Annotated in this window: 23 protein-coding genes; 5 read left to right on the forward strand and 18 right to left on the reverse strand. The window is 39.5% G+C overall.

Annotated elements, in window-relative coordinates; all coding sequences use genetic code 11:
* Positions 1–6: 6 nt before the first annotated feature.
* From lpdA to QFZ28_RS16710, 3 genes are all read right to left on the reverse strand, one after another.
* Positions 7–1,419: a dihydrolipoyl dehydrogenase gene (lpdA, locus tag QFZ28_RS16700; protein WP_307195679.1), complete on the reverse strand. Its 1,413-nt coding sequence runs from the start codon at positions 1,417–1,419 to the stop codon at positions 7–9.
* Entirely contained in the window at positions 1,420–2,673 is a 1,254-nt protein-coding gene (locus QFZ28_RS16705; protein WP_307195680.1) for a dihydrolipoamide acetyltransferase family protein, read from the reverse strand. It abuts the gene before it with no gap.
* A gap of 519 nt (positions 2,674–3,192) precedes the next feature.
* Complete coding sequence (locus tag QFZ28_RS16710) at positions 3,193–3,378, reverse strand: hypothetical protein (protein WP_307195681.1); 186 nt, start codon at positions 3,376–3,378, stop codon at positions 3,193–3,195.
* 203 nt (positions 3,379–3,581) lie between these two features.
* Between QFZ28_RS16710 and QFZ28_RS16715 the strand changes: the two genes are divergently transcribed.
* The 4 genes from QFZ28_RS16715 to QFZ28_RS16730 all read left to right on the forward strand — a co-directional run bounded on the left by QFZ28_RS16715 (position 3,582) and on the right by QFZ28_RS16730 (position 5,685).
* On the forward strand, positions 3,582–4,319 hold the full coding sequence (locus QFZ28_RS16715) for an HAD family hydrolase (RefSeq protein WP_307195682.1): 738 nt from the start codon (positions 3,582–3,584) through the stop codon (positions 4,317–4,319).
* Positions 4,320–4,617: 298 nt separating this feature from the next.
* On the forward strand, positions 4,618–5,022 hold the full coding sequence (locus QFZ28_RS16720) for a GtrA family protein (protein ID WP_307195683.1): 405 nt from the start codon (positions 4,618–4,620) through the stop codon (positions 5,020–5,022).
* A 49-nt stretch (positions 5,023–5,071) separates the two neighbouring features.
* Positions 5,072–5,287 carry an SPOR domain-containing protein gene (locus QFZ28_RS16725; RefSeq protein ID WP_307195684.1) on the forward strand — a complete coding sequence of 72 codons (216 nt, stop codon included), beginning with the start codon at positions 5,072–5,074 and terminating at the stop codon, positions 5,285–5,287.
* Between the two features lie 119 nt (positions 5,288–5,406).
* Positions 5,407–5,685 (forward strand): hypothetical protein, encoded by a 279-nt coding sequence (locus QFZ28_RS16730; RefSeq protein WP_307195685.1) that lies wholly within the window; start codon positions 5,407–5,409, stop codon positions 5,683–5,685.
* 167 nt (positions 5,686–5,852) lie between these two features.
* Here the strand turns inward: QFZ28_RS16730 and QFZ28_RS16735 are convergent, their stop codons facing one another.
* From QFZ28_RS16735 to purK, 11 genes are all read right to left on the reverse strand, one after another.
* Positions 5,853–6,575 carry a DUF6241 domain-containing protein gene (locus QFZ28_RS16735; protein ID WP_307195686.1) on the reverse strand — a complete coding sequence of 241 codons (723 nt, stop codon included), beginning with the start codon at positions 6,573–6,575 and terminating at the stop codon, positions 5,853–5,855.
* A gap of 279 nt (positions 6,576–6,854) precedes the next feature.
* Positions 6,855–7,040 (reverse strand): SMI1/KNR4 family protein, encoded by a 186-nt coding sequence (locus QFZ28_RS16740; RefSeq protein ID WP_307195687.1) that lies wholly within the window; start codon positions 7,038–7,040, stop codon positions 6,855–6,857.
* A 967-nt stretch (positions 7,041–8,007) separates the two neighbouring features.
* Positions 8,008–9,270: a phosphoribosylamine--glycine ligase gene (purD, locus tag QFZ28_RS16745; RefSeq protein ID WP_307195688.1), complete on the reverse strand. Its 1,263-nt coding sequence runs from the start codon at positions 9,268–9,270 to the stop codon at positions 8,008–8,010.
* Between the two features lie 13 nt (positions 9,271–9,283).
* Positions 9,284–10,816 carry a bifunctional phosphoribosylaminoimidazolecarboxamide formyltransferase/IMP cyclohydrolase gene (gene purH / locus QFZ28_RS16750; RefSeq protein WP_307195689.1) on the reverse strand — a complete coding sequence of 511 codons (1,533 nt, stop codon included), beginning with the start codon at positions 10,814–10,816 and terminating at the stop codon, positions 9,284–9,286.
* Positions 10,813–11,391: a phosphoribosylglycinamide formyltransferase gene (gene purN / locus QFZ28_RS16755; RefSeq protein WP_307195690.1), complete on the reverse strand. Its 579-nt coding sequence runs from the start codon at positions 11,389–11,391 to the stop codon at positions 10,813–10,815. Before purN ends, purH begins: the two co-directional genes overlap by 4 nt.
* 2 nt (positions 11,392–11,393) lie before the next feature.
* Positions 11,394–12,428, reverse strand: a complete 1,035-nt coding sequence (gene purM, locus QFZ28_RS16760; protein ID WP_307195691.1) for a phosphoribosylformylglycinamidine cyclo-ligase — start codon at positions 12,426–12,428, stop codon at positions 11,394–11,396.
* Between the two features lie 14 nt (positions 12,429–12,442).
* The gene (gene purL, locus QFZ28_RS16765; protein WP_307195692.1) at positions 12,443–14,731 is read right to left on the reverse strand and encodes a phosphoribosylformylglycinamidine synthase subunit PurL; all 2,289 of its coding nucleotides are present in this window, start codon (positions 14,729–14,731) and stop codon (positions 12,443–12,445) included.
* Positions 14,718–15,401: a phosphoribosylformylglycinamidine synthase subunit PurQ gene (gene purQ / locus QFZ28_RS16770; protein ID WP_307195693.1), complete on the reverse strand. Its 684-nt coding sequence runs from the start codon at positions 15,399–15,401 to the stop codon at positions 14,718–14,720. The genes purL and purQ overlap by 14 nt, the downstream gene beginning before the upstream one ends.
* Before the next feature lie 12 nt (positions 15,402–15,413).
* On the reverse strand, positions 15,414–15,668 hold the full coding sequence (gene purS / locus QFZ28_RS16775) for a phosphoribosylformylglycinamidine synthase subunit PurS (protein ID WP_307195694.1): 255 nt from the start codon (positions 15,666–15,668) through the stop codon (positions 15,414–15,416).
* Positions 15,661–16,380, reverse strand: coding sequence for a phosphoribosylaminoimidazolesuccinocarboxamide synthase (purC, locus tag QFZ28_RS16780; protein ID WP_307195695.1), 720 nt, complete (start codon positions 16,378–16,380; stop codon positions 15,661–15,663). Before purC ends, purS begins: the two co-directional genes overlap by 8 nt.
* A 41-nt stretch (positions 16,381–16,421) precedes the next feature.
* The gene (purK, locus tag QFZ28_RS16785; RefSeq protein ID WP_307195696.1) at positions 16,422–17,549 is read right to left on the reverse strand and encodes a 5-(carboxyamino)imidazole ribonucleotide synthase; all 1,128 of its coding nucleotides are present in this window, start codon (positions 17,547–17,549) and stop codon (positions 16,422–16,424) included.
* A 184-nt stretch (positions 17,550–17,733) separates the two neighbouring features.
* Between purK and purF the strand changes: the two genes are divergently transcribed.
* Positions 17,734–19,113: an amidophosphoribosyltransferase gene (gene purF / locus QFZ28_RS16790; protein ID WP_307195697.1), complete on the forward strand. Its 1,380-nt coding sequence runs from the start codon at positions 17,734–17,736 to the stop codon at positions 19,111–19,113.
* A 189-nt stretch (positions 19,114–19,302) separates the two neighbouring features.
* Here the strand turns inward: purF and QFZ28_RS16795 are convergent, their stop codons facing one another.
* Genes QFZ28_RS16795 through QFZ28_RS16810 form a run of 4 tightly spaced genes read right to left on the reverse strand, consistent with a single transcriptional unit; the run spans position 19,303 to position 25,903 of the window.
* Positions 19,303–20,244 (reverse strand): sugar ABC transporter substrate-binding protein, encoded by a 942-nt coding sequence (locus QFZ28_RS16795; RefSeq protein ID WP_307195698.1) that lies wholly within the window; start codon positions 20,242–20,244, stop codon positions 19,303–19,305.
* Between the two features lie 36 nt (positions 20,245–20,280).
* On the reverse strand, positions 20,281–22,344 hold the full coding sequence (locus QFZ28_RS16800; protein ID WP_307195699.1) for a PAS domain S-box protein: 2,064 nt from the start codon (positions 22,342–22,344) through the stop codon (positions 20,281–20,283).
* The gene (locus tag QFZ28_RS16805) at positions 22,286–23,146 is read right to left on the reverse strand and encodes a CheR family methyltransferase (protein WP_307197050.1); all 861 of its coding nucleotides are present in this window, start codon (positions 23,144–23,146) and stop codon (positions 22,286–22,288) included. Before QFZ28_RS16805 ends, QFZ28_RS16800 begins: the two co-directional genes overlap by 59 nt.
* Before the next feature lie 3 nt (positions 23,147–23,149).
* Positions 23,150–25,903 carry a response regulator gene (locus QFZ28_RS16810; protein ID WP_307195700.1) on the reverse strand — a complete coding sequence of 918 codons (2,754 nt, stop codon included), beginning with the start codon at positions 25,901–25,903 and terminating at the stop codon, positions 23,150–23,152.
* Between the last annotated feature and the right edge of the window lie 167 nt (positions 25,904–26,070).

The following is a 26,070-nucleotide window of genomic DNA, read 5'->3' on the forward strand; positions in this document are numbered from 1 at the left end:
TTTCAATTAGAAATTTACCAGATGGATTGCCTTCTTGAGCAATGCTTCCGATGCTTCGAGCAGCCCTTCCGTCAAGGTCGGATGCGGATGGATGGTCAAGCAAATATCCTCTACTTTTGCTCCCATTTCAATGGCAAGCGCTGCTTCTCCAATTAGATTGGAAGCTTGTGATCCAATCATCTGAACACCGATCACTCGCTCGTCTTGATCGGCGATGATTTTCACATAGCCTTCTGTTTCGTCCGAACTGAGTGCTTTACCATTTATGGAAAACGGAAATTTACCGACTTTAACTTCATAGCCTTGTTCTTTTGCTTGCTGTTCAGTCAGCCCGACACAGGCAATTTCCGGATCTGAGAAGATAACGCTTGGCATCGCTACATAATCGATAACCCGATCGATTCCAGCAATCACTTCTGCGGCCACTTTCCCTTCATAAGCTGCCTTATGGGCCAATGCAGACCCCTGTGTTATATCACCTATTGCAAAAATATTTTGAACATTCGTTTTACACTGCTGATCTGTTTCAATCAATCCTGTATCTGTTAGTGTAATCCCGATTGTTTCTAATCCTAGTTGCCTTGTATTTGGAGTCCTGCCGATGGTAACTAAGCAGTAATCAGCTGAAATGACTTCTTCTTTATCTCCAATTTGGATTGTGATATTTACCCCATCATCGGTCGCTTCACTCTGTCTAACTACTGATTTAGTATGGATGGTGACTCCCAATCGTTTAAGGTTTCTCTTAATCAATTCCACCATGCTTTTTTCAAAACTAGGCAGAATATTTGGTGCTGCTTCTAAAATAGTGACTTTTGATCCTAACTTTGCAAAAGCTGTTCCCATTTCGATCCCAATATATCCTCCGCCGACAATAATTAATTGTTTTGGAATCTCCGTAAGCTCTAATGCTTCTGAAGAAGATAGGATTCTCTCCCCAAAAGGCAGCATGGGAAGTTCCAATGGGCATGAGCCGGTTGCAAGAATGCATTGTTGAAAGTGGTAACGCTGAGAGCCGTGTTCTGTCATAATGCGAACTTCTTGATGGTCTGTAATAACAGCTTCTCCGTAAATTACATTGACTTTATTTTTATTGCATAAGGCAGCAACACCATTTGCCAGCTTTGAAACAACATCCGTCCGTTTCCATTTTTGGAATTTTCGGAAATTTAAACTTGCTTTCTGAACTTCAATTCCTCTATCTGCCAACTTTTTTAATTTATAAAATTGATCCGCTTGCGCAATCAATGCTTTGGATGGGATACAGCCTTCATTTAGGCAAACACCGCCAAGAGCCTTTTTCTCCACTAAGGTCACTTCTTTTCCTAATTGAGCAGCTCTAATAGCTGCAGTATACCCCCCGGGACCTCCACCAATTACTAGAACTTCTGTCTGATACAAAAAGTCTCCGACAACCATTTATCGTACCTCCAATAGCAAGCATTCAGGATTTTCTAGAATTTGAGTAACAGAATCCAAGAATAATCCTGAATCTTCACCATCAATCAAGCGGTGGTCAAATGATAATGAGGTTCCCATCATACTGCGAATCGCGATTTCCCCATTTACTACTGCTGGTTTCTCTTTGATTGCATGCACACCGAGAATCGCAGCCTCTGGGTGATTAATGATTGGTGTTGCAAAGGCTCCTCCAATTTTGCCAGTACTGCTAATCGTAAAAGTTCCATCTTGCAGACTCTTGGCATCTATTTTTCTTTGGCGTGTTTTCTCAGTCAAGATTTCCAATTCCTGAGCAATTTCCAGAATGGATTTTTGATCTGCATCTTTAACAACGGGAACAATTAAACCGTCTTTTGTCGCTGTGGCAATGCCGATATTGTAGTACTTTTTCAAAATGATTTTACCCCGTTCTTCATCAAGACTCGCATTTAGGTAAGGATATTTTTTTAAGCTCTTGGTAACAGCCTTGATTATAAAAGGCAGGTAGGTTAGTTTACAGCCTTGTTCTTCTGCAAAAGGTAAAAGACTTTTCCTTAGTTCAACCAATTTTGTTACATCCATTTCTGTCATACCAGTGGCATGAGGTATGGTATAAACCGATTTAATCATTTTTTCACTAATTTTTCTGCGAAGCCCGACAAATGGGACTTCTTCAACCTTATTCTCGCTTACTTGTTCTACCCTTTTTTCAGTAACAGGATCTTGAACTGTTGAGGAGGTTGATAGAGTTATAGTGTTATTGACTGTTCTAACATCTTCTTCCAAAACTCTTCCGCCAGGTCCGGTTCCTTCAATTTTTTCTAGGTTAACACCTAACTCACGTGCCAATTTTCGTACTGTCGGTGCAGCTAAGGCTCTTTTGGCGGGTTTCGTTAGAATTTGTGAAGCGCTTTCATTTATAACCGAATTCACTTTGCTAGCCATTGAAGTTCGATCTGGATGAGATTGATGAGCAGAATGAACATTCTGTTTATTCACTTGTTCAATCGTGATAAGGACCTCCCCAACTCGAATAATTGAACCTTCTTCTCCTGCAAGTGATACTACTTTTCCTGCAACAGGTGAGGGAATTTCGACAACCGATTTATCCGTTTGTACCTCTACCACAGGGTCATCTGCTTTAATGAATTGATTTTGACAAACAAGCCAGCGAACGATTTCTGCTTCATGTAATCCTTCGCCAACATCCGGAAACTTAAATTCATAATTCATTACTGAATTCACCGTCCTTATCTTTTAAAGAAAATTATGTTTATGATATCTGATATATCAGTTTTATAATTTAATATCTGATATATCAGTTTAAGCGCAAAAAAAATTTGGAGTCATTGATTAATACTTTCAACTTAGCTAGTATATTCCACTTTCTTAAAAGAAATTTTTAATAGCATTATCTGTGTTATGTAAATATCCCTTATTTACAGTAATAGATGACATTCCTAGCAAAAAAAACCTTTACTTATTGAATATGACATTAATTATCACAAAAAATGCATATCGAATAAACTTACAACTCTGGGTGGTGTTTCAGTTTATTGGATATGCAATTTTATTGCAAACGGTTATTTTATTTTGGTCATATAAGATCTTGAGTTTTATTCTACTATTTCACGTAAGTATCTCTAATATTAATTTAACATAATTTTCGGATAATTCAAATATTTTTTTGATTTTTAAAATCCTCTTAAAATTTTTATAGTTGTACATCACTAATTTGTTAATTTTATCCAATTAGTAGTTCGAGGATATATAATAAATGACCTTGTTTCCGACGATGGAACGATTCTTAATTTCAGCAAACATTTTCTTTTTGAAGGTTTCGGTATATCTTTCAATCAGTGCCTGCTTGCCACTTAAGGTGATGGTATTATCCGGGAAGGTGTAAACGGTAATATCATCGGCCATATGTACTCGCAAAGCCCTCTATATCTGACTTTTGTAGTATTCAATTTGCCGTTGGACTACTTTTTCAATGGACATCATCTACACCCCTATTTCCATTTTGCGAATGATTCTTTTCCACCTGCTCATTATCTGACATTTTGCTAACTTTATCCGTAATATAACTAAGCTATAGTGGAACAATAAATAGAGCTATATTCTTGAAAAGGAGGGGAAACATGAAAAAACAAAACATCTTATTTAACCTTGATGATACATTGTCGTATTGTAATCGGTATTTTAACCTAGTTATAGATGAATTCGCTGACCAAATGACGGCGTGGTTTGACTCGATTACTGAGGATGATATAAAAAAGAAGCAGCTTCAACTTGATGTTGCAGCGATTAGTCAGCATGGTCTAAAGTCAGATCGGTTTCCTGAGTCATTTGTTGGTACTTATCATTACTATTGCGATTTGACTGGGAGGGAAAAGAAAAAAGATGAAATCCACTATTTAAGAGAGTTGGGTTTTAAGGTATTCGAGATTCCTGTTGAGCCTATTCCATTCATGAATGAAACGCTACAACGTTTAAAAGAAGATGGACATGAACTGTATTTGCATACAGGAGGAGATGAAGCTAATCAGCGCAGAAAAATTACTCAGTTAGAATTGACTACATTTTTTGAACATCGCATTTTTATTTCAGAACATAAAGATACAACAGCCCTATCTGATATTTTAAAAACGATTAAAGCGGACCCTACTGTAACATGGATGGTGGGAAATTCATTAAGAACTGATATTGTCCCTGCATTGGAATTGGATATCCATGCCATTTACATTCCAGCAGAAAGTGAATGGCAATATAATATGGTTGAAGTTAACGTTGATCATAGAAGTGCTTTTTTAACGGTAGATTCACTTCACGAAGTTCCTGATGTAATTAATAAAAGTATCCAAAATCAAATAATTTAGGTTAAATAAATAGCCCAGTTTTTAAACTGAGCTTTTTAATTTTTAAAATTGTTCTCTTAGGGTGAATTCATTTCCCGTACTAATGACCTTGTTTCCACAAATCCTACGCTCTCTTTGGGAAGCTTTTTTTTCATCCTGTTGTTCAGTTTCGAACCCAGCTAGCTCCGTTAAAAATTCTATTTGTCCTTTGTTTTGGAAATATATCTGTCCTTATCGTAATTTTTCAGATAGATAGTATATACCATATCCTCAGTATGTTATTATGTAAAAAGAAAAAATAGAATGAGAGGCTTTAAGAATGCTTGTAAGTAAAGACCTGATTCATAAATTTATAAAATACAGTGTTGTAGGGTGTGTAAGCATACTCATCTATTATCTTTCTGTTTTCGTTTTAGTTGAGATTCTTGGCAAAAGTCCCCTTTTCGGAACAGCTGTCTCATTTGTCATCATGTCTTATTTTTCATTTCTACTTAACAGAAAGTATACCTTTGGCAGCGACTTCTCTTACGATAAATTGTTACGCTTTCTCGTTGTTTCAGCCGTTGGTTTCACATTGAATTTTTTAATTATGTATTTAGTCGTTACTATTCTGTCTCTTCATTATTCAATAGGAGAGATAGTGACAACATTGGTTATTCCTATCATCAATTTTATCTTAAATAATTATTGGACATTTAAAACAGTTGGAAACCAGGGGTCTTAATCGATCCCTGATTTTTACGTAAAATTTCTCTATCCCTTCCTTTATACTCTTGCTTAATGAATTAAAAAAGAGCAAGAAAAGTAATGCAGATAAGCGAGTCGCTTTTTTGAAAAAGATTAAGATTGAAGCGATCGTTGTGAAAAAAGTTATCAATGGTAAAACATATTATCGCGTTCAGTCAGGTGCCTTTTCTAGTAAATCCAAAGCGGAGAAAATGATCAAGAAGTTAAAGAATAACCAGATAAAAGTCGCTTTCTGTAACTGAGAAGCTTCTTCATATTAATGGAGTCACTGTAGGGTCTTCTTATGATCAGCTTGTTCAAAAATTCGGGGAACCAACTAAAACAGAGGATGATAAGAATACCAAGTCTCTTTATTATAAAAATGAAGGTACCGGAGATGCGTGTCACGATCAATGCAGACAAAGACTCCATTGAACAGCTGCAAGTGTATCCAGAATTTTTGAAAACACCTTCCAACCCAACTGAGAAAAATAAAATCCTCCATGCTTACGGAAACCCGAATGAAGTTAAAATCGTTAGCTGCTATGAAAGTGCCACTTGTGAACAAATCATTTATCGATTTAATAAAAACCAATTAATCGTTCAGATTGATCGAGATGGAAAGACCGTTCAGTATTTAGATTTACGAAAAATGAAATAATATCAATAACTTGTTGATAAAAGAAGTCCCAGGAATTCTAATTCCTTGGGACTTCTTTGGCTAAACCAACTTATGCAGTCACTGTTGTCGCGTATTTCAAGTCATTTCTTTTAATTATGTATTAGTGTGTGGTAAACCGACCTGAACTCTACATTTCTTTAAACATGTTATTGCTGAACTCCAAATTGTTCCTTTACTAGCTCGGCTTCTTCGCTTGGGCTCAAGATTCCATACGCTTTTCCAACAGAACCATCCTTCATTTTCCATATTGAGTTATGTTCAGCGACAATATTACTAAAATCATTATTTAACCAATCCGTGACGATAGCAAGCATTTCAATATTTTGACTAAATGTAGGATTCTCCCGAAGAACTTCTTTCACGGCTAAAAGGTTCACTTCTGACATATGAACAAATCCCCATTTTTCTTCTGAACGAACTTTTTGGTGAGTCATATTATGAAGGATCTCTAATACGTCTCCTTCTGACGGTGATTTATCTAAACCTAAAGAGATTATGGCTTGATTGATGTCGTCTTCTAATTCTGCCAAACGTGTTTCTTCTTTGACCTTTAGATTTTGATCAAACGCTTCTTTCACTATAGCTACCCTATCCAATAGCTCTCTTTTTTCCTCGCTTTCAGGCAATAAATGGACTGCTTCTTCAGCAGCTTCTATATTCTCTTGTATCGGATTCATTTCCGCACTAATAACCTTCGTTTCTGCAATTCCAATCCCTTCTTGGGAAGCTTCTTTTTCTACTCTTTGTTGAATTTTGATCCCAGTTTCATTCTTTTCTTCTTGGTAAAACTTATAACCTTTCATTCCTCCACCGGCTAACACTAAACCTGAAAGAACAATGATGGCAAACTTTTGCTTAGATATACCCATGATGAATCCTCCGTTATTTATTTAAAGACATACTTCCAAATCATTTTTTAATATAAGGAATTCATATATTCATAGTATTATTCATATATTCTAACCCAATTTTTCTTATTTCGTCTTGACTTCCTACATCCACTCCATCAGGTGCCAATTCGTGTTTCCATTACAATACTCGGAGTTTCAGGATTTTGTTTGAAGTCGAAACATATTAAATCCCCGGTAATTTTATATCAAAAGGAATAATTCCATCCGGTAAGCCATCCTTCACATAATAAATAATACTTATAAACTAGTTGGTTCATTCAAAAGAGTTAGTAAGCGATCCATTACGTATCCTTTTCTTTTAGTAGTATCAAACCTATTTGGCTCTGGATGTCCTCCATTATCTAACAGGACAACATCAACATACTCCTTTGGAAACTTATAGTTTAATAGACTCTCAATCTCTAGAACTACTCTTAGAATCATAGGAGTATCGGCCTCCGTTACACTACCATGATTTGCCGTATGTTAGTTGTTAAAGATAAAAAATCCATAGCTCCGCTAAAAATTCCATTCATTCTTTATTTTGAAATATATCTTAACTTATTGCAACTTTCCAGCTGGATCGCAATAACCATATCCTTAGAATCCTTCTTGTTTATACAAATTAGATTAATTTTCAATAAGATCAGTCTTCAGCAACGGGCCATTCTCCAAGAGGGTCCGCACTTATCGGTCGGGGATCATGTAAGATTAAGCATCCTCACTTATAAATAGACGGAAAAATTTCGCTTAATTGGTAATTATTATTTAAAAAGGCTTAAATAGACGGAGAGATTCCGTCTATTGGCTCAAAATATTCGAAAATAGGAGATTTAGCTTTGTATAGTCGGAAAACCTCCACTTATATCCCCCGAAACGAGCTCCATTCTGAATTTAACCGAAAAATCTCCGATTATTTTACTTTTTGCTAGAAACCATCGGGACGGTTCTTTTGGTCTACTTTTAGTCTAACTTGAACACAAGCGAACCTTCCCTATGGAGTTATTTAACCAAACATTTACAGTACCTTAACATCCACATAGCAGGCTCTTAACATTGATTTATTATTCTATTACTAGTGGGGATAGCATGTGTGGCTGTCATGGTATTTGGCGTAGGTGGAGCCAATACTTGTAAATTAATCTATTAAAGTTCCATTTAAAGGAGTGTTCTACTTGAAAAGAAAATTAGTTCGGTACAATGGTAAGAAATATATTCTTCTACACCATTACTCCTCAGATTATTGTGAAATCCAAGATTCAAATTTTCTATATAATGTTCTCCTAGTTCATTGCTCCGAGCTTTCTTTATCGGCAGATTAATTAGCAATGCTTATAAATTTGGAGCGTCGGGACGGTTCTTTTGGTCTACTTTTAGCCTAACTTGAACCAAGAGGTCCGTCCCTATGGAATCAATGGAATGCTTTTGCTCCTATATCTGTCCGGTAATGAGCACCCTTAAAAGATACCTTTTCAACTGACTGGTAAGCTAATTCCCGTGCTTCTTTAAGCGTTTCTCCGATCGCCGTAAGTCCTAAAACTCGGCCGCCATTTGTAATAATCTGGCCATCCTTCTCAGCAGTACCAGCATGGAAAATCATCGTTGGTTGCACGACTTGGTCCAATCCAGAAATCACTTCACCTTTTTCGTAAAGGCCCGGATATCCTGCTGAAGACATAATGACGCAAACCGCCGCGTTGTCCTTCCACTTCACCTCAACATTTTCTAATTCTCCAGTGAGACTTGCAGTTACAATTTCAAGTAAATCTGTTTCTAGTAAAGGCAGAACAACCTGGGTTTCCGGATCGCCAAAGCGTGCATTATATTCAATGACTTTTGGCCCTTCTTTCGTCAGCATCAACCCCGTATAGAGAATCCCCTCAAAAGGTACTCCCTCCTCTACCATCGCCTTGGCGGTAGGTTCGACGATTGTCTCAATAATCCGCTCAACCATTGAAGACTCAATATGCGGTAAAGGTGCATACGTTCCCATCCCGCCAGTATTTGGCCCTTTGTCACCATCATACACTGGCTTATGATCCTGAGAAGCTACCATTGGCTTCACGGTAGAACCATGGACAAAAGAGAGCAGGGTCAACTCTTCCCCCTCGAGAAATTCCTCAATCACCACCCTGACTCCTGCCGAACCCAATGTCACATCTTGCATCATACTTTTAAGGGCATCCTCAGCTTCTTCTAAACTTAACGCCACAACCACACCTTTTCCTGCAGCCAGTCCATCCGCTTTGATCACAATGGGTGCTCCTTCACTGCGTACATAGGCAAGTGCTTCCTCATAATTTGTAAAAGCCGCATATTTCGCAGTGGGGATTTGATATTTTATCATTATTTCTTTGGCGAATGCTTTACTCCCCTCAATCCGTGCGGCTTCCTTTGATGGACCATATACCGCTAACCCCTGTTCTTTAAAATAATTAACAATACCATTCGAAAGTGGCTCTTCTGGTCCCACAAAAGTAAGATCTATTTGTTCTTTTATAGCAAAATCCGCTAATTTCTCTATTTCTAAAACACCAATCGAAACGCACTCGGCTAATTGTGCAATTCCAGGATTACCAGGAGCGCAATACAATTTCCTTATTTTAGGACTTTGAGACAGTTTCCATACGATCGCATGCTCACGGCCGCCTCCTCCTACCACTAACACCTTCATTCCGTTTTACCCCCTAGTGTTTAAAATGCCTGATGCCCGTAAACACCATGGCGATTCCATGTTTATTTGCGGCTTCAATCGATTCATCATCCCGAATCGATCCACCTGGTTGAATAATCGCCGTAATACCTGCTTTCGCTGCTTCCTTAACGGTGTCAGCCATCGGAAAAAAGGCGTCGGAAGCAAGGAAGGAACCAACTGCTTTATCACTCGCTTGCTGAATAGCAATTTTCGCCGACCCCACTCGATTCATTTGGCCGGCACCAACGCCGATTGTTTGAAAATCCTTTGTTATCACAATGGCATTCGACTTTACATGTTTCACCACTTTCCAGGCAAAGAGAAGTTGTTCTACTTCTTCTTTGGTAGGCTTTCTTTCGGTTACTACTCGAAGATCCTCCGCACTAATTTGTTTTACATCATCTTCTTGTATTAACACCCCACCTGAAACAGAAGAAAGCAGCAATTCAGGTTCCGGTTCCATTTTCACATCACCGATTTTAAGCAAGCGAAGGTTTTTCTTTTCCTTCAATACAGCCAATGCCTCTTCATCAAAATCAGGTGCCATAATGATTTCAAGAAATATTTCCTTCATCTTCTCTGCTGTTGGTCGATCAATTTTACGATTGGCGGCAATAATCCCGCCAAAAATTGAAACAGGATCTGATTCATAAGCCTTTTGATAGGCATTAAAGATGGTGTCTCCGACACCTACTCCGCATGGATTTGTATGTTTCACCGCTACGACAGCTGGCTGCTCAAATTCTTTTACCAATTTTAAAGCGGCGTCTGCATCATTGATATTATTGTAAGACAATTCTTTTCCGTGCAATTGTTCAGCCGTGGACAATGTTCCGGACTTGGCTAATGGGTTTCGATAAAACGCCGCTTTCTGATGAGGGTTCTCTCCATACCGTAAATCTTGGGCTTTCTCGAAGGTAACGGTGTATTGGTCGGGCCATTCTTCCCCTATTTGCTTAGTTAAATAGTTAGAAATTAAGGAATCATAAGCAGCTGTATGGCGAAACACTTTCGCCGCTAACCGTCTTTTCGTTTCAAGGGTGACACCGCCATTTTTCATTTCGTTCAGAATGCCAGGATAATCCAAAGCATCTACTACAACCGTCACGAAAGCGTGATTTTTAGCGGCTGAACGCAGCATGGTTGGACCGCCAATATCAATGTTTTCAATCGCTTCTTCATAGGTAACATTCGGTTTTGAGATGGTTTCTCTAAAGGGATATAAATTCACAACCACTAAATCAATTGGCTGAATGCCCAGCTCTTCAATTTGCTGTAGATGTTCTTGCTTATCCCTTATGGCTAAAAGACCACTATGAATATTGGGATGAAGGGTTTTCACTCTTCCGTCTAATATTTCCGGGAAACCAGTAACCTCAGATATCCCTGTTACCTTTACTCCTTCTTCAGCCAGCATTTTGGCCGTGCCGCCTGTTGAGATAATTTCAACTCCAAGGGCTTGTAATTCCAGTGCAAATTCCAAGATTCCGGTTTTATCTGACACACTTATCAGGGCCCTTCTCATTTTGCTGCCTCCTTTTTCGCAAGACTTTGGATCACTTCTGGTAACAAGCTGTGCTCCTGCTCCTGAATCTTTTTTGTTAATGTTTCTCTTGTCTCATCCGGATCAATTGTAATCGCTCGCTGGGCAATAACCGCACCGGTATCCATTCCCTCATCCACATAATGAACGGTGACACCCGTCACCTTTACCCCATAATCGAGCGCTTGGCCGATGGCATCTTTGCCTGCAAATGCTGGTAATAAGGACGGGTGAACATTAATGATTTTTCTATCATAAGCCTCGAGTAAAACATGACCCAACAGTCTCATATAGCCAGCCAATACAATGAAATCAACCTCCAGTTGTGTTAGCTGTTTAAGAATGTCTTCTTCATAAGATTGTTTGTTGGGATAATCCTTGGCATTAAAAATAAACACTGGGATCAATTCATCCTTAGCTTTCTGGACTGCTAGGGCTTCAGGGCGGTCACTAACTAGTAAAACTACTTCAACGTTCGTAATTTTTTGGGATTGGATAGCTTGCAAAATTGCTGCAAAATTAGACCCCGTACCCGAAGCAAAAACAGCAATTTTCATATTTACCCCTTCTTGAATACGACTTCTTCGGTTCCTTTTTGCACTGAACCAATTTCAAACGCCTCTTCACCTATCGATTGTAGGTGCTCCAAAATTTCACGTGAGTCTGCAGAATCAACGACTAGAATCATCCCGATTCCCATATTAAAAGTTCGGAACATATCATAATCAGAAATTTTACCGACATCTTGGATAAAGGAAAAAACCGGAGGGACCTTCCAAGATCCATCCTTTATTTCAGCCTGTAAACCTTTGGGTAAAATTCGTGGAATGTTATCGTAAAAGCCCCCGCCTGTCACATGTACCAGACCAGACACATGATATTTCCGTACTGTAGAAAGGACCGATTTTACATAAATTTTAGTTGGTTCTAGTAATACCTCTCCCAATTTAGCTCCTAGTTCAGCTACATGATCATCTAACGAAAGCTTAGCGTCTTCTAATAGCACTTTTCGGACAAGCGAAAACCCATTGCTATGTACACCACTAGACGCTAACCCAATGAGGACCTGGCCTTCCTTTACTTTGGATCCATCAATGACATGTTTTTGATCCACCATTCCCACTGTAAAGCCGGCAATATCATATTCTTCTGCGTCATACATCCCCGGCATCTCGGCTGTCTCGCCGCCAATAAGTGAACATCCTGCCTGCAAGCAGCCATCTGCAATTCCTTTCACGATGGCTTCAATTTTTTCCGGGATGATTTTACCGCAGGCGAGATAGTCTAGAAAAAAAAGCGGCTCGGCCCCTTGGACGATGACATCATTTACACACATGGCAACCGCATCGATTCCAATGGTATCGTGTTTGTCCATCAGAAAGGCAATTTTCAATTTGGTCCCTACACCATCCGTTCCAGAAACAAACACTGGTTCTTCTATCCCCGTTAAGTCTGGTTTAAAAAGAGCTCCAAAACCTCCTAATCCAGTTAATACCTCGGGTCGGAAGGTTTTTTTGACATGTTTTTTCATTCTTTCAACTGCTTCATTTCCTGCGTCTATATTGACTCCTGCTTGGCGGTATGCGTCGCTCATCTTTTTCCCCTCCTTTACGGTAAACTTGCAGAGATTTCCTGCATGTTGAACTTTTTTAATAATCCCGAACGCATGATGTCTGGAATGGCATTCCTCCATGCTGCATCCAATTCAGAAACCGGCTGAGAAATGACGTTCTTACCATGATGTGTAATCAATAATTCCGTACCTTTAACGATGCCGATTTCTTTTATCGGTACCTGAAGCTCATTCGCCATTTCCTTTATCCTTTCCACATGTTCCGGTGAGACAGAAATAATAATACGAGATTGAGATTCGCTAAAAAGAGTAAAGTCTGATCGAAGTTCTTCCGTTAATTGAATGTCCGCTCCCAGTTTTCCGCCTATACAGCTTTCCGCTAGAGCCACTGCAATACCACCTTCGGCTGTATCATGGGCGGAATGTACCAATCCTTCTTGAATGATTTTTAGAGTGAAATCTTGAATTTTCTTTTCCAATTCAAGGTTGATCCCAGGTGGACGCCCTTCAATTTTTCCTGTCACGATTTTCTGGTATTCTGAACCGCCTAATTCTGATTTGGTTTCCCCAATGAGAAAGATTAAATCTCCTTCTTTTTTGAATTCTTGCGTCGTGATATGATCGATATCTTTAATTAACCCCACCATTCCAATCGTTGGTGTTGGAAAAATCGCTTCGCCTTTTGTCTCGTTATAGAGACTAACATTTCCGCCAATGACCGGGGTATTAAGCTGACGGCACGCTTCACTTATGCCATCTGCCGCCTTCTCAAACTGCCAGAAGATTTCCGGTTTTTCCGGACTGCCAAAGTTTAAGTTATCGGTAATCGCTAATGGCTCCGCACCGGAACACACGACATTACGGGCTGCTTCTGCTACCGCAATCGCTCCTCCAACGTATGGATCAAGATAAACATATCTTCCATTACAATCGGTCGTCATCGCCAATGCTTTCCTTGTTCCGCGGATGGCTACTACCGCAGCATCTGAACCCGGTATGACAGCTGTATTGGTTCTCACCATATAGTCATATTGTTGATACACCCACTCTTTGCTGGCAATTGTAGGTGATGATAGCAACTGCTTCAAGACGGTATTATAGTCATTTGGTTCTGCTATTGTTTGAGTCGGGTCTAATGATGAATATTGTGCGTAATAAGGAGCCTCTTTAGAGGGCTTACAATAGACCGGCGCGTCTTCTGCCAGCTTGTCTGCTGGGATTTCCGCCACCACCTCTCCTTTGTGAAGTAAACGGAGTTGGTTATCATCTGTTACCCGGCCAATCACAGCAGAGTGAAGTCCCCATTTGTCAAAAATCTTTTTTACCTCTTCTTCTTTTCCTTTTTTCGCAACCACCAGCATTCTTTCTTGTGATTCTGAGAGCATCATTTCATAGGCACTCATTCCTTTTTCGCGTTGTGGAACGAGATCAAGATCCAATTCAACGCCATTTCCCGCTTTACTTGCCATTTCGGAGCTGGAGCTGGTTAAGCCTGCTGCCCCCATGTCTTGTATCCCTACCACGTGACCAGAAGCAATCAATTCTAGAGTCGCTTCCAGCAGCAATTTTTCCATAAAAGGATCGCCCACTTGGACAGCGGGACGCTTTGCTTCGGAATTCTCGCTTAACTCTTCTGATGCAAAGGTCGCTCCATGAATGCCGTCTCTTCCAGTAGCCGCGCCAACATAAATAACTGGGTTACCAATCCCTTTCGCCACGCCTTTTTGAATTTGATTATGATCTATTAAACCTACACACATCGCATTAACAAGGGGATTTCCTTCATAAGAAGAATCAAAGTAGATCTCGCCGCCAACCGTAGGGATGCCCATACAATTCCCATATCCAGCAATACCGGCGACCACATTTTCAAATATATATTTGGTTTTTGGATTATCAAGTTCGCCAAATCTTAATGAGTTCAATAGCGCAATCGGGCGCGCACCCATGGAAAAAACATCACGAATAATACCTCCAACCCCTGTAGCAGCCCCTTGATAAGGTTCAATGGCCGATGGATGATTGTGGCTTTCAATTTTAAACACGACGGCTTGTTGATCTCCAATATCGACAATCCCCGCTCCTTCACCAGGACCTTGAAGAACGTGAGGGCCGGAAGTCGGAAAACGCTTGAGGACAACCTTCGAATTTTTATAGCTGCAATGCTCGGACCACATCACACTAAAGATGCCCGTTTCTGTATAATTCGGTTTCCGCCCGAGAATCTCGATTACTTTCTCAAACTCTTCGTCCGTCAAACCCATTTCCCGATAGACCTTCTGCTCCACGATTTGTTCAGGAGTTGGTTCTTTATGCTGTGCCATATCGTTTCCTCCAGTAACTTAAAATAGATGAAAACATCCGTTTTCCGTCATCTGTTCCCAGCCATTTATGAACGGCACGTTCCGGATGGGGCATTAATCCTAACACATTGCCTCGCTCATTGATTACCCCGGCAATTTCAGAAATCGAGCCATTTGGATTCGTCCCTTTATACCTGAATACGATTTGATTATTCTTTTCTAACTGATTCAGAGTCTCTTCATCACAATAATAATTTCCGTCACCATGGGCAATAGGAATGCGGATCGTTTCGCCTTCCTGATAGTCTAATGTGAACGGAGTTTGGTTGTTTTCTACTGTTAAATCAATCGTGTCACAATGAAATTTTAATCGTTGATTTCTTCTTAAAGCACCTGGCAGAAGATTCGCTTCGGTCAGAATTTGAAATCCATTGCAGACTCCCAGAACCAATTTCCCCTCCTCCGCTGCGATTTTGACCTGCTCCATGACAGGAGACAGACTCGCTACAGCCCCCGGCCGCAAATAATCGCCATAAGAGAATCCTCCAGGAACAAGGATCGCATCATATTTTGATAGGTCCGTTTCTAGATGCCATACATATTCAACAGGCTGTTCAATCGAATCTAAAATAGCTTTATACATATCTACATCACAGTTTGAACCAGGAAAAACCAGTACAGCAAAGTTCAACTTACTCCCCTCCTATCCTTCCAGCTTGGTAAGATCAAACCTAAAGTCTTCAATTACGGTATTGGCTAACAGCTTTTCACACATATCCCTGACCCGTTCTTCTGCTGCCTTTTGATCATCGCTTTGTATTTCAAGCTCCATGTATTTCCCGATTCGTACATCCCCAACCTCATCGTACCCAAGCGAATGCAGCGACTCGTGGACGGCATTCCCTTGTGGGTCTAACACGCTTTCTCTTAATGTTACATACACCGTTGCTTTAAACATTAACACTACCCCCAATTCTTCGTAGGATTTCCTGATAGGCTTCCTCTACATTTCCTAAATCCCGTCTAAACCGATCTTTATCTAATTTTTTCTTTGTATGGGCATCCCAAAAACGACACGTATCCGGGGAGATTTCATCCGCTAATATGATATCTCCAGCTGGACTTTTGCCAAACTCCAATTTAAAATCAACCAAGATTAGATCTTTGTTTAAAAGATATTCGTTTAAGATTTCATTGATTTTCAAAGCTTGGTTTCGAATGTCTGCTAATTCTTCCTCTGTTGCTAAGCCAAGAATGGCGATGTGATCTTGGTTAATCAAAGGGTCCCCTAGTTCATCATTTTTATAGTAGAATTCCATTATCGTTTGAGGGAGTTCCTTCCCTTCCTCCCATCCCAGCCTTTTTGCAAGTGATCCTGCCGTAATGTTTCGAACCACCACCTCAATGGGAATAATTTCCACCTGCTGTACAATCTGTTCGGTTGATGAGATTTTTTTTATAAAATGATTGTCCAACCCTTTTTCTTTCAACAAACTAAGAAAAATGGCACTAATCTCGTTATTTAACGTTCCTTTTCCGGCAATTTGCCCTTTTTTCTCGCCATTGAATGCAGTGGCGTCATCTTTATATTCAATCCAATACGTTCCTGACTCGGATGTTTTAAATACCTTTTTCGCTTTACCTTCATAAAGCATCTCTAATTTTTCCATTATTTTTCTCCTTTACTCAAGCCCAAGCCGGACGACTTCTTTTATGTCCAGATTTGAAGGTCATTGATTTGTTGGTTCACCTGTTCAAGAGTTGCACCCAAAAAATTAATATGGCCCATTTTCCTATTTTCCACGCTTTCCTTTTTACCGTATAAATGGATTTTGGCAGTTGGTGGAAGCTGGTCGATTTTATCTAGCACTTTACTTACATGCTGACCTAAAATATTCACCATAATAATCGGACTCAAAAGAGTAGTATCTCCTAAAGGCAGTCCACATATTGCCCTAATATGTTGTTCAAATTGAGACGTTATACAGGCATCCATTGAATAATGTCCAGAATTATGTGGTCTTGGTGCTAACTCATTCACGATGATTTTACCATCATTCGTTAGGAACATTTCTATTGCAATTAATCCTACTACTTGTAAGGACTCAGCTATTTTCAAAGCGATTGTTTCTGCTTGAATCGTTTGCTCATTTGTAATTCTGGCAGGAACGATGGACTGATGCAGGATATTATTAATATGTACATTTTCCGCTGCAGGGAAAGTCTTCGTTTGACCTTGTACATTACGGGCAACAATCACCGATAATTCTTTGCTAAACGGGATAAATTGTTCAATGATCATGTCCATACCCGATTTATTCCAAGCCTCAATCGCCACATTTATATTATCTTTACTTCTAATAACCCACTGCCCTTTCCCATCGTAGCCCCCTGTTGCGGTTTTCATTATACAAGGAAGTCCCAGACGTTCGGTAGCGGAGTAAATGTCTTTTTCGGTTTCAATGACCTTGAAAGGAGCAACAGGCACACCGAAGGACTGTAACGTTGTTTTTTCCCGAATTCTATTTTGTGTTATTTTAAGGAGTCCACTTCCTTGTGGTACGTAAGATGTTGTTTCTAAGATTGAGGCTACATCAGAATCAACATTCTCAAATTCGTACGTAATAACATCTGAGAGATCTGCTAATTCTTTTGCAGCATTTACATCGGAAAACGGAGCGAGCAGTTGACGATCTGCAACTTGTCCACAGGGAGAATCTGGTGTCGGGTCTAACGTGTTGAAGCGATATCCCATATTCCTCCCCGCAATTACAATCATTCTTCCTAGCTGTCCTCCCCCTAAAATACCAATGTTTGAGCCGGGTTTGATTACTTTCACAGCATTTTCCTCCTAAAATCAGACAAGCTAATAATCTTAAGTTATCCTGAATGACGTTCCTTTACTTTTAATACCTAATAAAAATTTTATCTTTACACGGTGATTACTTGAAAATAAATATAAAAGGATAGAAATTTTTCTTTCGCCAAAAATAAGGGAATGAACATCACGGGAGGCAGACAAAATGGATTCAGAAATGCAGGAGAAATGTGGGGTATTTGGAGTTTTTAATCACCCCAAAGCGGCCGATTTAACCTATTATGGACTTCATGCACTTCAACACCGAGGTCAGGAGAGTGCCGGAATTGTGGCGAGTAACGGGGAATCATTCAGGCACCACAGAGGAATGGGATTAGTTACCCAGGTATTTTCACGTGAGATTCTTGATGGATTAACCGGAAATATGGCCATTGGCCATGTCCGCTATTCCACATCTGGTGCTAGTTTATTACAAAACGCACAGCCCCTCGTCTTTAAATATAGTGAGGGTGATTTGGCCGTTGCCCATAACGGGAATCTTGTGAATGCCAATATCGAACGGAAAGTGCTCCAGCAACAAGGTGCCATTTTTCAGACAACAACGGATACAGAAATTATCGCCCACCTCATCGCACGGTCCAGTAAAAAATATTTTAATCAAGCTGGACCCGAAGTGCTTAAGCGGATTGACGGTTCCTTCGCTTTACTGATCATGACAGAAAAACAAATGCTCGTTGCCCTAGATCGTCATGGGTTACGCCCTCTTAGCCTCGGAAAAATAGGTGATTCCATTGTCGCGGCTTCCGAGACATGTGCATTAAATGCGGTAGACGCTAAGTTCTGGAGAGACGTTGAACCGGGTGAATGGCTTCTTATTGATGACAAGGGAATACAAACAGGAAGATTTGCGGAAAAAGGCGAGGTTTCCCTTTGTTCTTTTGAATTCGTTTATTTTGCTCGTCCAGATAGTGTGATTCATGGAAGAAGTGTTTTAGCGATCAGGAAAGAGTTGGGCCAAATTCTAGCAAAGGAACATCCGGCACCAGCGGATGTTGTAGTTGCCGTGCCAGAATCTAGTGTCCCTGCAGCGATGGGGTATGCCCAACAATCAGGAATTCCGTATGAAATGGGAATCATCAAAAACCCTTATGCAGGCCGTTCCTTTATTGAACCGACCCAGGAATTACGTGACTTGGCCGTCCGTCTAAAATTAAGTGCCGTACGGGAAATTCTCGAGGATAAGAGAGTCGTGCTTATCGATGATTCGATTGTTCGGGGAACGACAAGCAAACGCATTGTTCAATTGATTCGTCAAGCAGGCGCCAAAGAGGTCCACGTACGAATTAGCTCCCCTATGGTTAAAAATCCATGTTTTTATGGAGTGGACATGCCAACAAAAGATGAGCTTTTTGCCAACAAACATGAGCATGAACGAAAAATGGGAGAAGTGATTGGAGCAGATTCTTTAGCGTTTTTAAGTACAGAGGGGTTATTAGAGGCCGTAGATGTAGATTTAGCAGACACCAGCAGCCGCTGCATCGCCTGTTTTAGTGGGGCATATCCAACTAAATTGTATTTGAAGTGAAAGATGGCAATATAAGTGGTCTTTGACCAACCTGCTGTTCCGTTTGGACTGTAAGGAAATCTGTCTTATTTAACGTAACGGGGGATCTAATAAATTCCTAAACGACGAGAAAAGCCAATGATTCTAACACAATCATTGGCTTTTCCATTCTCTAATTAACAAACTTCTTAGTAACATTGAAATAGGTATTTACTTCAGAATTTTCTCATAAAAATTTAATCTTTGCAGCGCATTCTCTTTTATGATAATGTCGACACCGCTATCCACGAAGGGTTCGATATTTTCTCCTTTAATCACTTTCATGGCGGTTTCGACGCTTAAATAGCCCATATCATACGGGTTTTGGGCCATGGTACCAGGGAGGGTTTCGTCTGCAATAAACTTAAGCATTTCGGTGAGACCATCCGGGCCAATGACTGGTATTAAGAGCCCTTGTTTCTCTAATTCCTTGACAACGGGTAACGCAATCGTGTCATGTGAGGTTACCACACCCTTAATATCTGGATGGTCACGCAAAACCATTGAAATCGCCTTTTGGACTTCTTTGGGATCATCCGGTATTCCTGTTTTGGTATAGGCGATTTCCATTCCTGCATTTTTTAATGATTGGCTTGCACCATCCACCCGTTCCCTAAACACCGAGAATGAAATATCACCACCGATAATTGCAACCTTATCGCCTGGCTGCAGCTGGGAGGCTAAGAAGGCTCCTGCTTTTTTACCTAAGTCATTATTATCGGTTCCGATATAAGCGGTTTTGTTTTTTATGGTAAGGTTTGTATCTACTAGTAGAATAGGTATATCCGTGAATGTTTCTAGTATCGGTCCAACTGATGAATTGTAAGGAGCCGTTATGATTATATCGGGCTTTTCATTGTAGGTCTGTTTTAATAATTCTACTTGTTCTTTTGGTGAGGCTTCTTTGGGTACCAGTACCTTTCCATCAATCCCAAAGTCTTTAAACCCCTTTTCGATACCGGCCTTCATAATTTCCCAATATTGTGAGTCGGCTGCTTTTAACACAACGACCACCTTCGGCTTTTTATCAGCAAAAGATACGGATATAAAACTTAGAACAATGACAGAAATGACTGCAACAATAACCAAGATACTTTTCCCTTTCTTTAACACAGCATCCTCCCCCTCTCTCTTTGTTAAAGAATCAACCTAAGCGTTGGGTGAGCTGGGAATGAGCTGAAATACAACAGAGAAAGTGGTTCCCTTATCACCTGTTTCAATATCAATCTGGGCGTCATGTCGTTTGGCTACACTATAACAAATGGCTAACCCCAAACCTGTTCCTGTTTCCTTTGTTGTAAAAAAAGGTGTCCCTAATTTTAACAATACCTCTGGGTCGATTCCCTTGCCTTCATCTTTTATTTGCAGGACTACCGTCTCTTTGTCTTGATAGGTTTTAATGGTCAAAATTCCATTAGAGGTCATCGCATCTAATCCATTTAAGGCAATATTCAAGATGAGCTGGCGAATTTCTTTTTCGTCGAGCGAGATGTCAGGACATTCTCCTAATTCAAGCGAAAGCTGTTTATTCGAACGTAACGCTTCCGCTTGAATTAAAGGAGATAAAGCTTCAATTATGGCGTTCACGTTTTGCTTCTTTTTGACACTGATTTTATTTTTTGCTAGATTCAAAAATTCGGTAATAATCGAATTTGCTCTATTCAATTCCTCTAGCATTAAATCGATAAAATCAGGAGATAAGTGATCGGCTTTATTCCTTGATAACTGTAAAAATCCTTGAACAGTTGTCATCGGGTTTCTTATTTCATGAGCAATACCAGCTGCCATCTCGCCAATTAAATTTAATCGGTCCAACCGGTACATTTCATTCTCGAGATGGACCCTTTCTGTAATATCATTCAATACCACGAGCGTACATGGTTCAGAATCGATATCAATGATCTCAGTGGATAATAACCCTGAGCGGACTTCCCCGTCTTTCGTCCCATACTTTATTTTCTTGTTTCGAATCTTCTTATAGAAATCAATAGATTTCCCGGTTGTTTCATCAATAAAATGCTTACAATTAATTTTTTGATGGATCAACTCGTTACTTCTATAACCGGTGAAACTTGTCCAGCTGGCATTGATGTCGATGAATGTAAGATCCTTCTGTAAAAGAATCGCCTTTAATAAGGGGCTGGAATCAAAGATTTTTCGAAACCTTTGTTGTGAACGTAACAGATGGTCGGCCATTCTTTTTCGTTCATCAATTTCTTTTTGCAGTTTCTCATTTGACTTGGTTAGCTCAAGCGTCCGCTCTTCGACGATATGTTCTAGATTATGAAATTGCTGTTTTTTCACTTCTTCGATTTGCTTTCTTTCGGTTACATCTCGAATGGTACAAACAAAAATCTGTTCATCCTCAATGATGGTTGAAGCAATTAACAGATCCGCGAAGAAGCAGCCTTTATCCTTTCGGCAAGCCACTACTTCAACGATCTTTCCTACCGATTGTCTAATCACAGAAAGGAATGTGGATAGGTCACCTAACACTTCATCCTCCCATTTAGGAAAAAGCTTCATAACATGTTTTTCCAGCAATTCCTTTACCTCGTAGCCAAACATGCTAGTGACGGCCGGATTCACGGTAAGAATACAACCTTGATTATCAAACGTGACAATGGTATCGGTGATCGTTTCACTTATAGCCTTTGATAATGCCTCTGTCCGCCGTAAATTGAGAGTGGTTCTATCTAACCTTTTGTTGACCTTATTCAGCTCAAGCAAATGTCCTAGATCCGTCTGAATAATGGTTTCTTGATGATTCTGATGGATTTTCACAAACTGTTCAATTTTCTTTTTCAATGTTTCTGGCTGAAAAGGTTTAAAAATATAATCGATCGCACCTACGGAGTATCCTTGATGAACATGTTCCATCTCTTGACTTATCGCTGTAATAAAAATAATCGGGATATTTTTTGTTTTTTCTCTTGCCTTTATAAGCTTTGCCGTATCAAAGCCATTGAGTCCAGGCATTTGAACGTCTAGTAAAATGACCGCAAAATCATATTGAAGCATGCATTTTAATGCTTCTTTTCCTGAGTAGGCGCTAATAAGATTGTAGTTTGGTGAAGTGAGCACTGCTTCTAATGCCAGAAGATTTTCTGGATGGTCATCCACCATTAAAATATTCACCTTTTGAGGAGGTGTATTATTTAATTTTTCTATAAAGCCTTTCTGGTCCATCAAATTCTCTGTAACAGTCTTCATAACGTGTAAATTTTACCCCCTCTCTTTTTCCTAGGCCAAGAAAACCTGATGTGCTTAGGCTTTCATAGATTAATTGATGAACATCATTTTGAAGGTTCTTATTAAAATAGATAAGAACGTTTCGGCATATAATCATATCAAACTCATTAAAAGAATGATCGGATACCACATTATGCTGGGCAAAAACCATATTTTTCTGAAGAAATGGGTGGAAACAAACCTTATCGTCAATGGCTTTATAATATTCAGAAAAGGCCTGTTTTCCTCCTGCTTCAATATAGTTTTTTGTATAAAGCTTCATCCCTTCCAACGGAAAGGTACCCTGTTTTGCTTTGTCGAGAACATTCTTATTTATATCAGTTGCATAGATTCTTGTTTTATCGTATATGCCTTCTTCATGCAGGAGGATTGCCATTGAATACACTTCCTCACCTGAAGAACAGCCAACATGCCATATTTTTATCGAGGGAAAATCCTTTAATAAAGGCACCACTTTTGTCCGGATACTCTTAAAAAAGGAAGGATCCCGAAACATCTCCGTCACATTGATAGAAAAGTCGGAAAGTAACTTCGCTATCATACTTGGGTCACGAAGAATTTTTTCCTGTAGCGCGGATATACTTGATAGTCTTTCAATCTGAACGCGGTGATTAATCCTTCTTTGAATAAAATGAAAGGCATAGTTTCTAAAATCATACCCATATAAGCGAAAAACAGCCTCAAGTAATAACTCGATTTCAATCCTCTCAATTTCTTCAGTCTGAACTAGACTACTAGATTCTTTTAATTTTACCTGTGCGATTTTCTATTCCTCCTTTGTAAACAGCCAAACTTGCATCAATGAGAACAGCTGATCGAGGTTAATCGGCTTGCTAATATAATCGGTAGCTCCTGCTTCCAAGCATTCTTCTTTGCTATGTTTCATCGCCTTTGCGGTAAGTGCGATAATCGGTATTGTTTCAAAGAGCCTTATTTTACGTATATGTTGGATGGCTTCAAACCCATCCATCTCCGGCATCATAATATCCATTAGTATTAAGTCCGTATTGTGATGTTCCTTCAGAACTTCCAATGCTTCCCTGCCGTTTTCCGCAACTAAAATCTCCATATCATGATTTTCTAGCGCAATCGTTAAGGCATAAACATTACGGATATCATCATCAACAATAAGAATTTTCTTGTTTTTCAGGATTGATTTCCTATGATTAATCATTGGCTCTTCTTTTAAAACTTGAACATCACTGTTTAGTAAATAGTTCTCTTCCAAACTGACCACTGCTTCCGTTCTAGCGGTAGGCATTTTTACTATTTCATTATTCATTTGACGGTTTGGCAAATATAACGTAAATGTACTTCCCTTACCTATTTCACTTGAAACTTCGATAAACCCTCCTAATAACTGAGCAAGTTCCCTGCATATCGAAAGACCTAATCCCGTCCCGCCATATTTCCGACTTGTCGTCCCATCTGCTTGTTTGAAAGCCTCAAAAATGGTCCCTTGTTTTTCTTCCTCAATACCAATACCCGTATCCTTTACCGAGAAAGCAAACATTCGTTCCAATCGTTTTCCTTCTCCCCCATTCCCGGAGATGTTTTTCATGACACCACGGATTTGTAAGGAGACACCCCCGCTTACCGTAAATTTAAACGCATTGGCTAGTAGATTTTTTAGGATTTGCTGCAGTCGTTGTTCATCCGTAAAGAACGTCATTGGCAATGCTTTGTCCAATTCAATTGAAAAATGAACTTTCTTTTGATTTGCAATCGGTGCAAACTGACGATAGATAAAATCTCTCAACTGATTCAATTCTACTTCTTTTGATATTACATCTAGTTTACCAGATTCAACTTTGGCCAAATCTAAAATATCATTGATTAAATTCAATAAATCATTTCCCGAAGAGTAAATGGTTTTAATGTATTCCTGCTGTTTCGATGTAAGATTACCTTCTCCATTTTCAAAGAGGATTTGTGCTAGAATGAGCAAACTGTTCAGAGGTGTTCGTAGTTCATGAGACATATTTGCTAGAAACTCAGATTTATATTTAGAACTAAGTTCGAGCTGCTGGGCTTTTTCCTCAAGCGCTGCACTGACCTCCTGTATTTCGAAGTTCTTTTGTTTAGACGCTTCATACTGTTCCTCTAGTTTTTCATTTGTCGTCCTTAACTCCTCTTGCTGCATTTGGAGTTCTTCTGATTGGGATTGCAGTTCTTCAGTCAAGGCTTGTGATTCTTGCAATAATTGTTCAACCTTCATGTGGTTGATGATCGTATTGATTTTAATACCTAAATTGTCATTCACTTTTTCAAGCAGTTTTATTTGTATAGGGGTTAAGGTCTCAAAAGAGGCAATTTCAATTACCGCAAGTACTTGGTCTTCAAATAAAACAGGTAAAATCATAATCGTTTTAGGGGAAGCTTCTCCCAAACCTGAACCGATTTTCAAATAATCATCGGGAACCTGGTTTAAATGAATGGGACGCTTTAAAAGTGCACATTGCCCAATTAATCCCTCTCCTATACGAAATTGCTTTCTTTCTTGCTCACCACCCATTGAGGCAAAGGAAGACATTCTTGTTAAATATTCATCATTTTTGTTACCTTCCTTTAAATAGAAGACACCGTAACTCGCTCCGACCATGGGTACTAGCTTTGTGATAAGCAACTGTGCGAGCATCTGTACATTTTCTACTTCCGGATACAGTGTAGCAATTTTAGCAATTTGTCCATTCAACCAACTCAGTTCTTCTGCTTCTTCTTTTACATGTTTCTCCATTTTACTATGTTTCTCAAGTGCTTGGGCCATTTTATTAAAGGCCACTGCGATTTCACTCAGTTCCCCTTTTGTGGTAATCTCAATACGCGGCAATGTATCAAAATCACTTGCCGCTGCCTGTTTCATCACATCCGTTACCTTGTGAAGGTTCCTGCTGGTGCTTCTTATGATCCAAATGGTAAAACTAATACCAATGATTAAGCCGATGACTAAGTAGATATATATATTTTCAACTGCCCAATTATAGGTGTCTTTGGAACGTAACAGTTCATTCTTCATCCCTTGTTCTTGTAGGCCATGAAGCAGTTCTGCCATTTGATCCATCCTTTGACTGAATCGTTCCAAGTCAGTCAAAAAAGCAGGAGTAAGTTCGGCATTTGGATTAATTTTCCTTTCTAACAACGCTTGCTGACCCAAATTCCGATAGGATTCATGTAAGATTCTAAATTTACCAATAAGTTCCTGAGATTTCTCTTGGGTGTCCCTTTTCTCTAGTGCATCAATCGCCACTTGTAAATTTGAATTTGAATTTTCCCATGCATTCAACAGGTCTAGATTAATTGTCTCTCCACGATCTCTCAGCATGGTATTTAATACTCCTGATATGAGTGAAGTTTCTTCTTTTATCGTTGAGGCAATTTCAATTCTCTCATTTAATTCACTAATCACCACGTTCATTTTAACGGTCGATTGCTCAAGCATGTTCATAAGTATCACAACAATAATCGTAATGAACAACAATAATGACCCTATGCTCGTATAAAGCTTCGTTCGAAATTTCATACTTCCTCCCCATAAATACGATAAACTAGTAAAAATTTTCTCAATTTTAATCATACTTTATAACCCTTAGTACCGTCCATATGATATTTGTAGAAATCTGGGGACTTGGGGGACTGGGGGTCGGTTCTTGTGGTATTTTTTGTCAGTGTTCAACATTATTGAACCGT

Origin of the sequence: Neobacillus niacini (assembly GCF_030817695.1) — a bacterium.
Taxonomy (GTDB): Bacteria; Bacillota; Bacilli; order Bacillales; family Cytobacillaceae; genus Neobacillus; species Neobacillus niacini_F.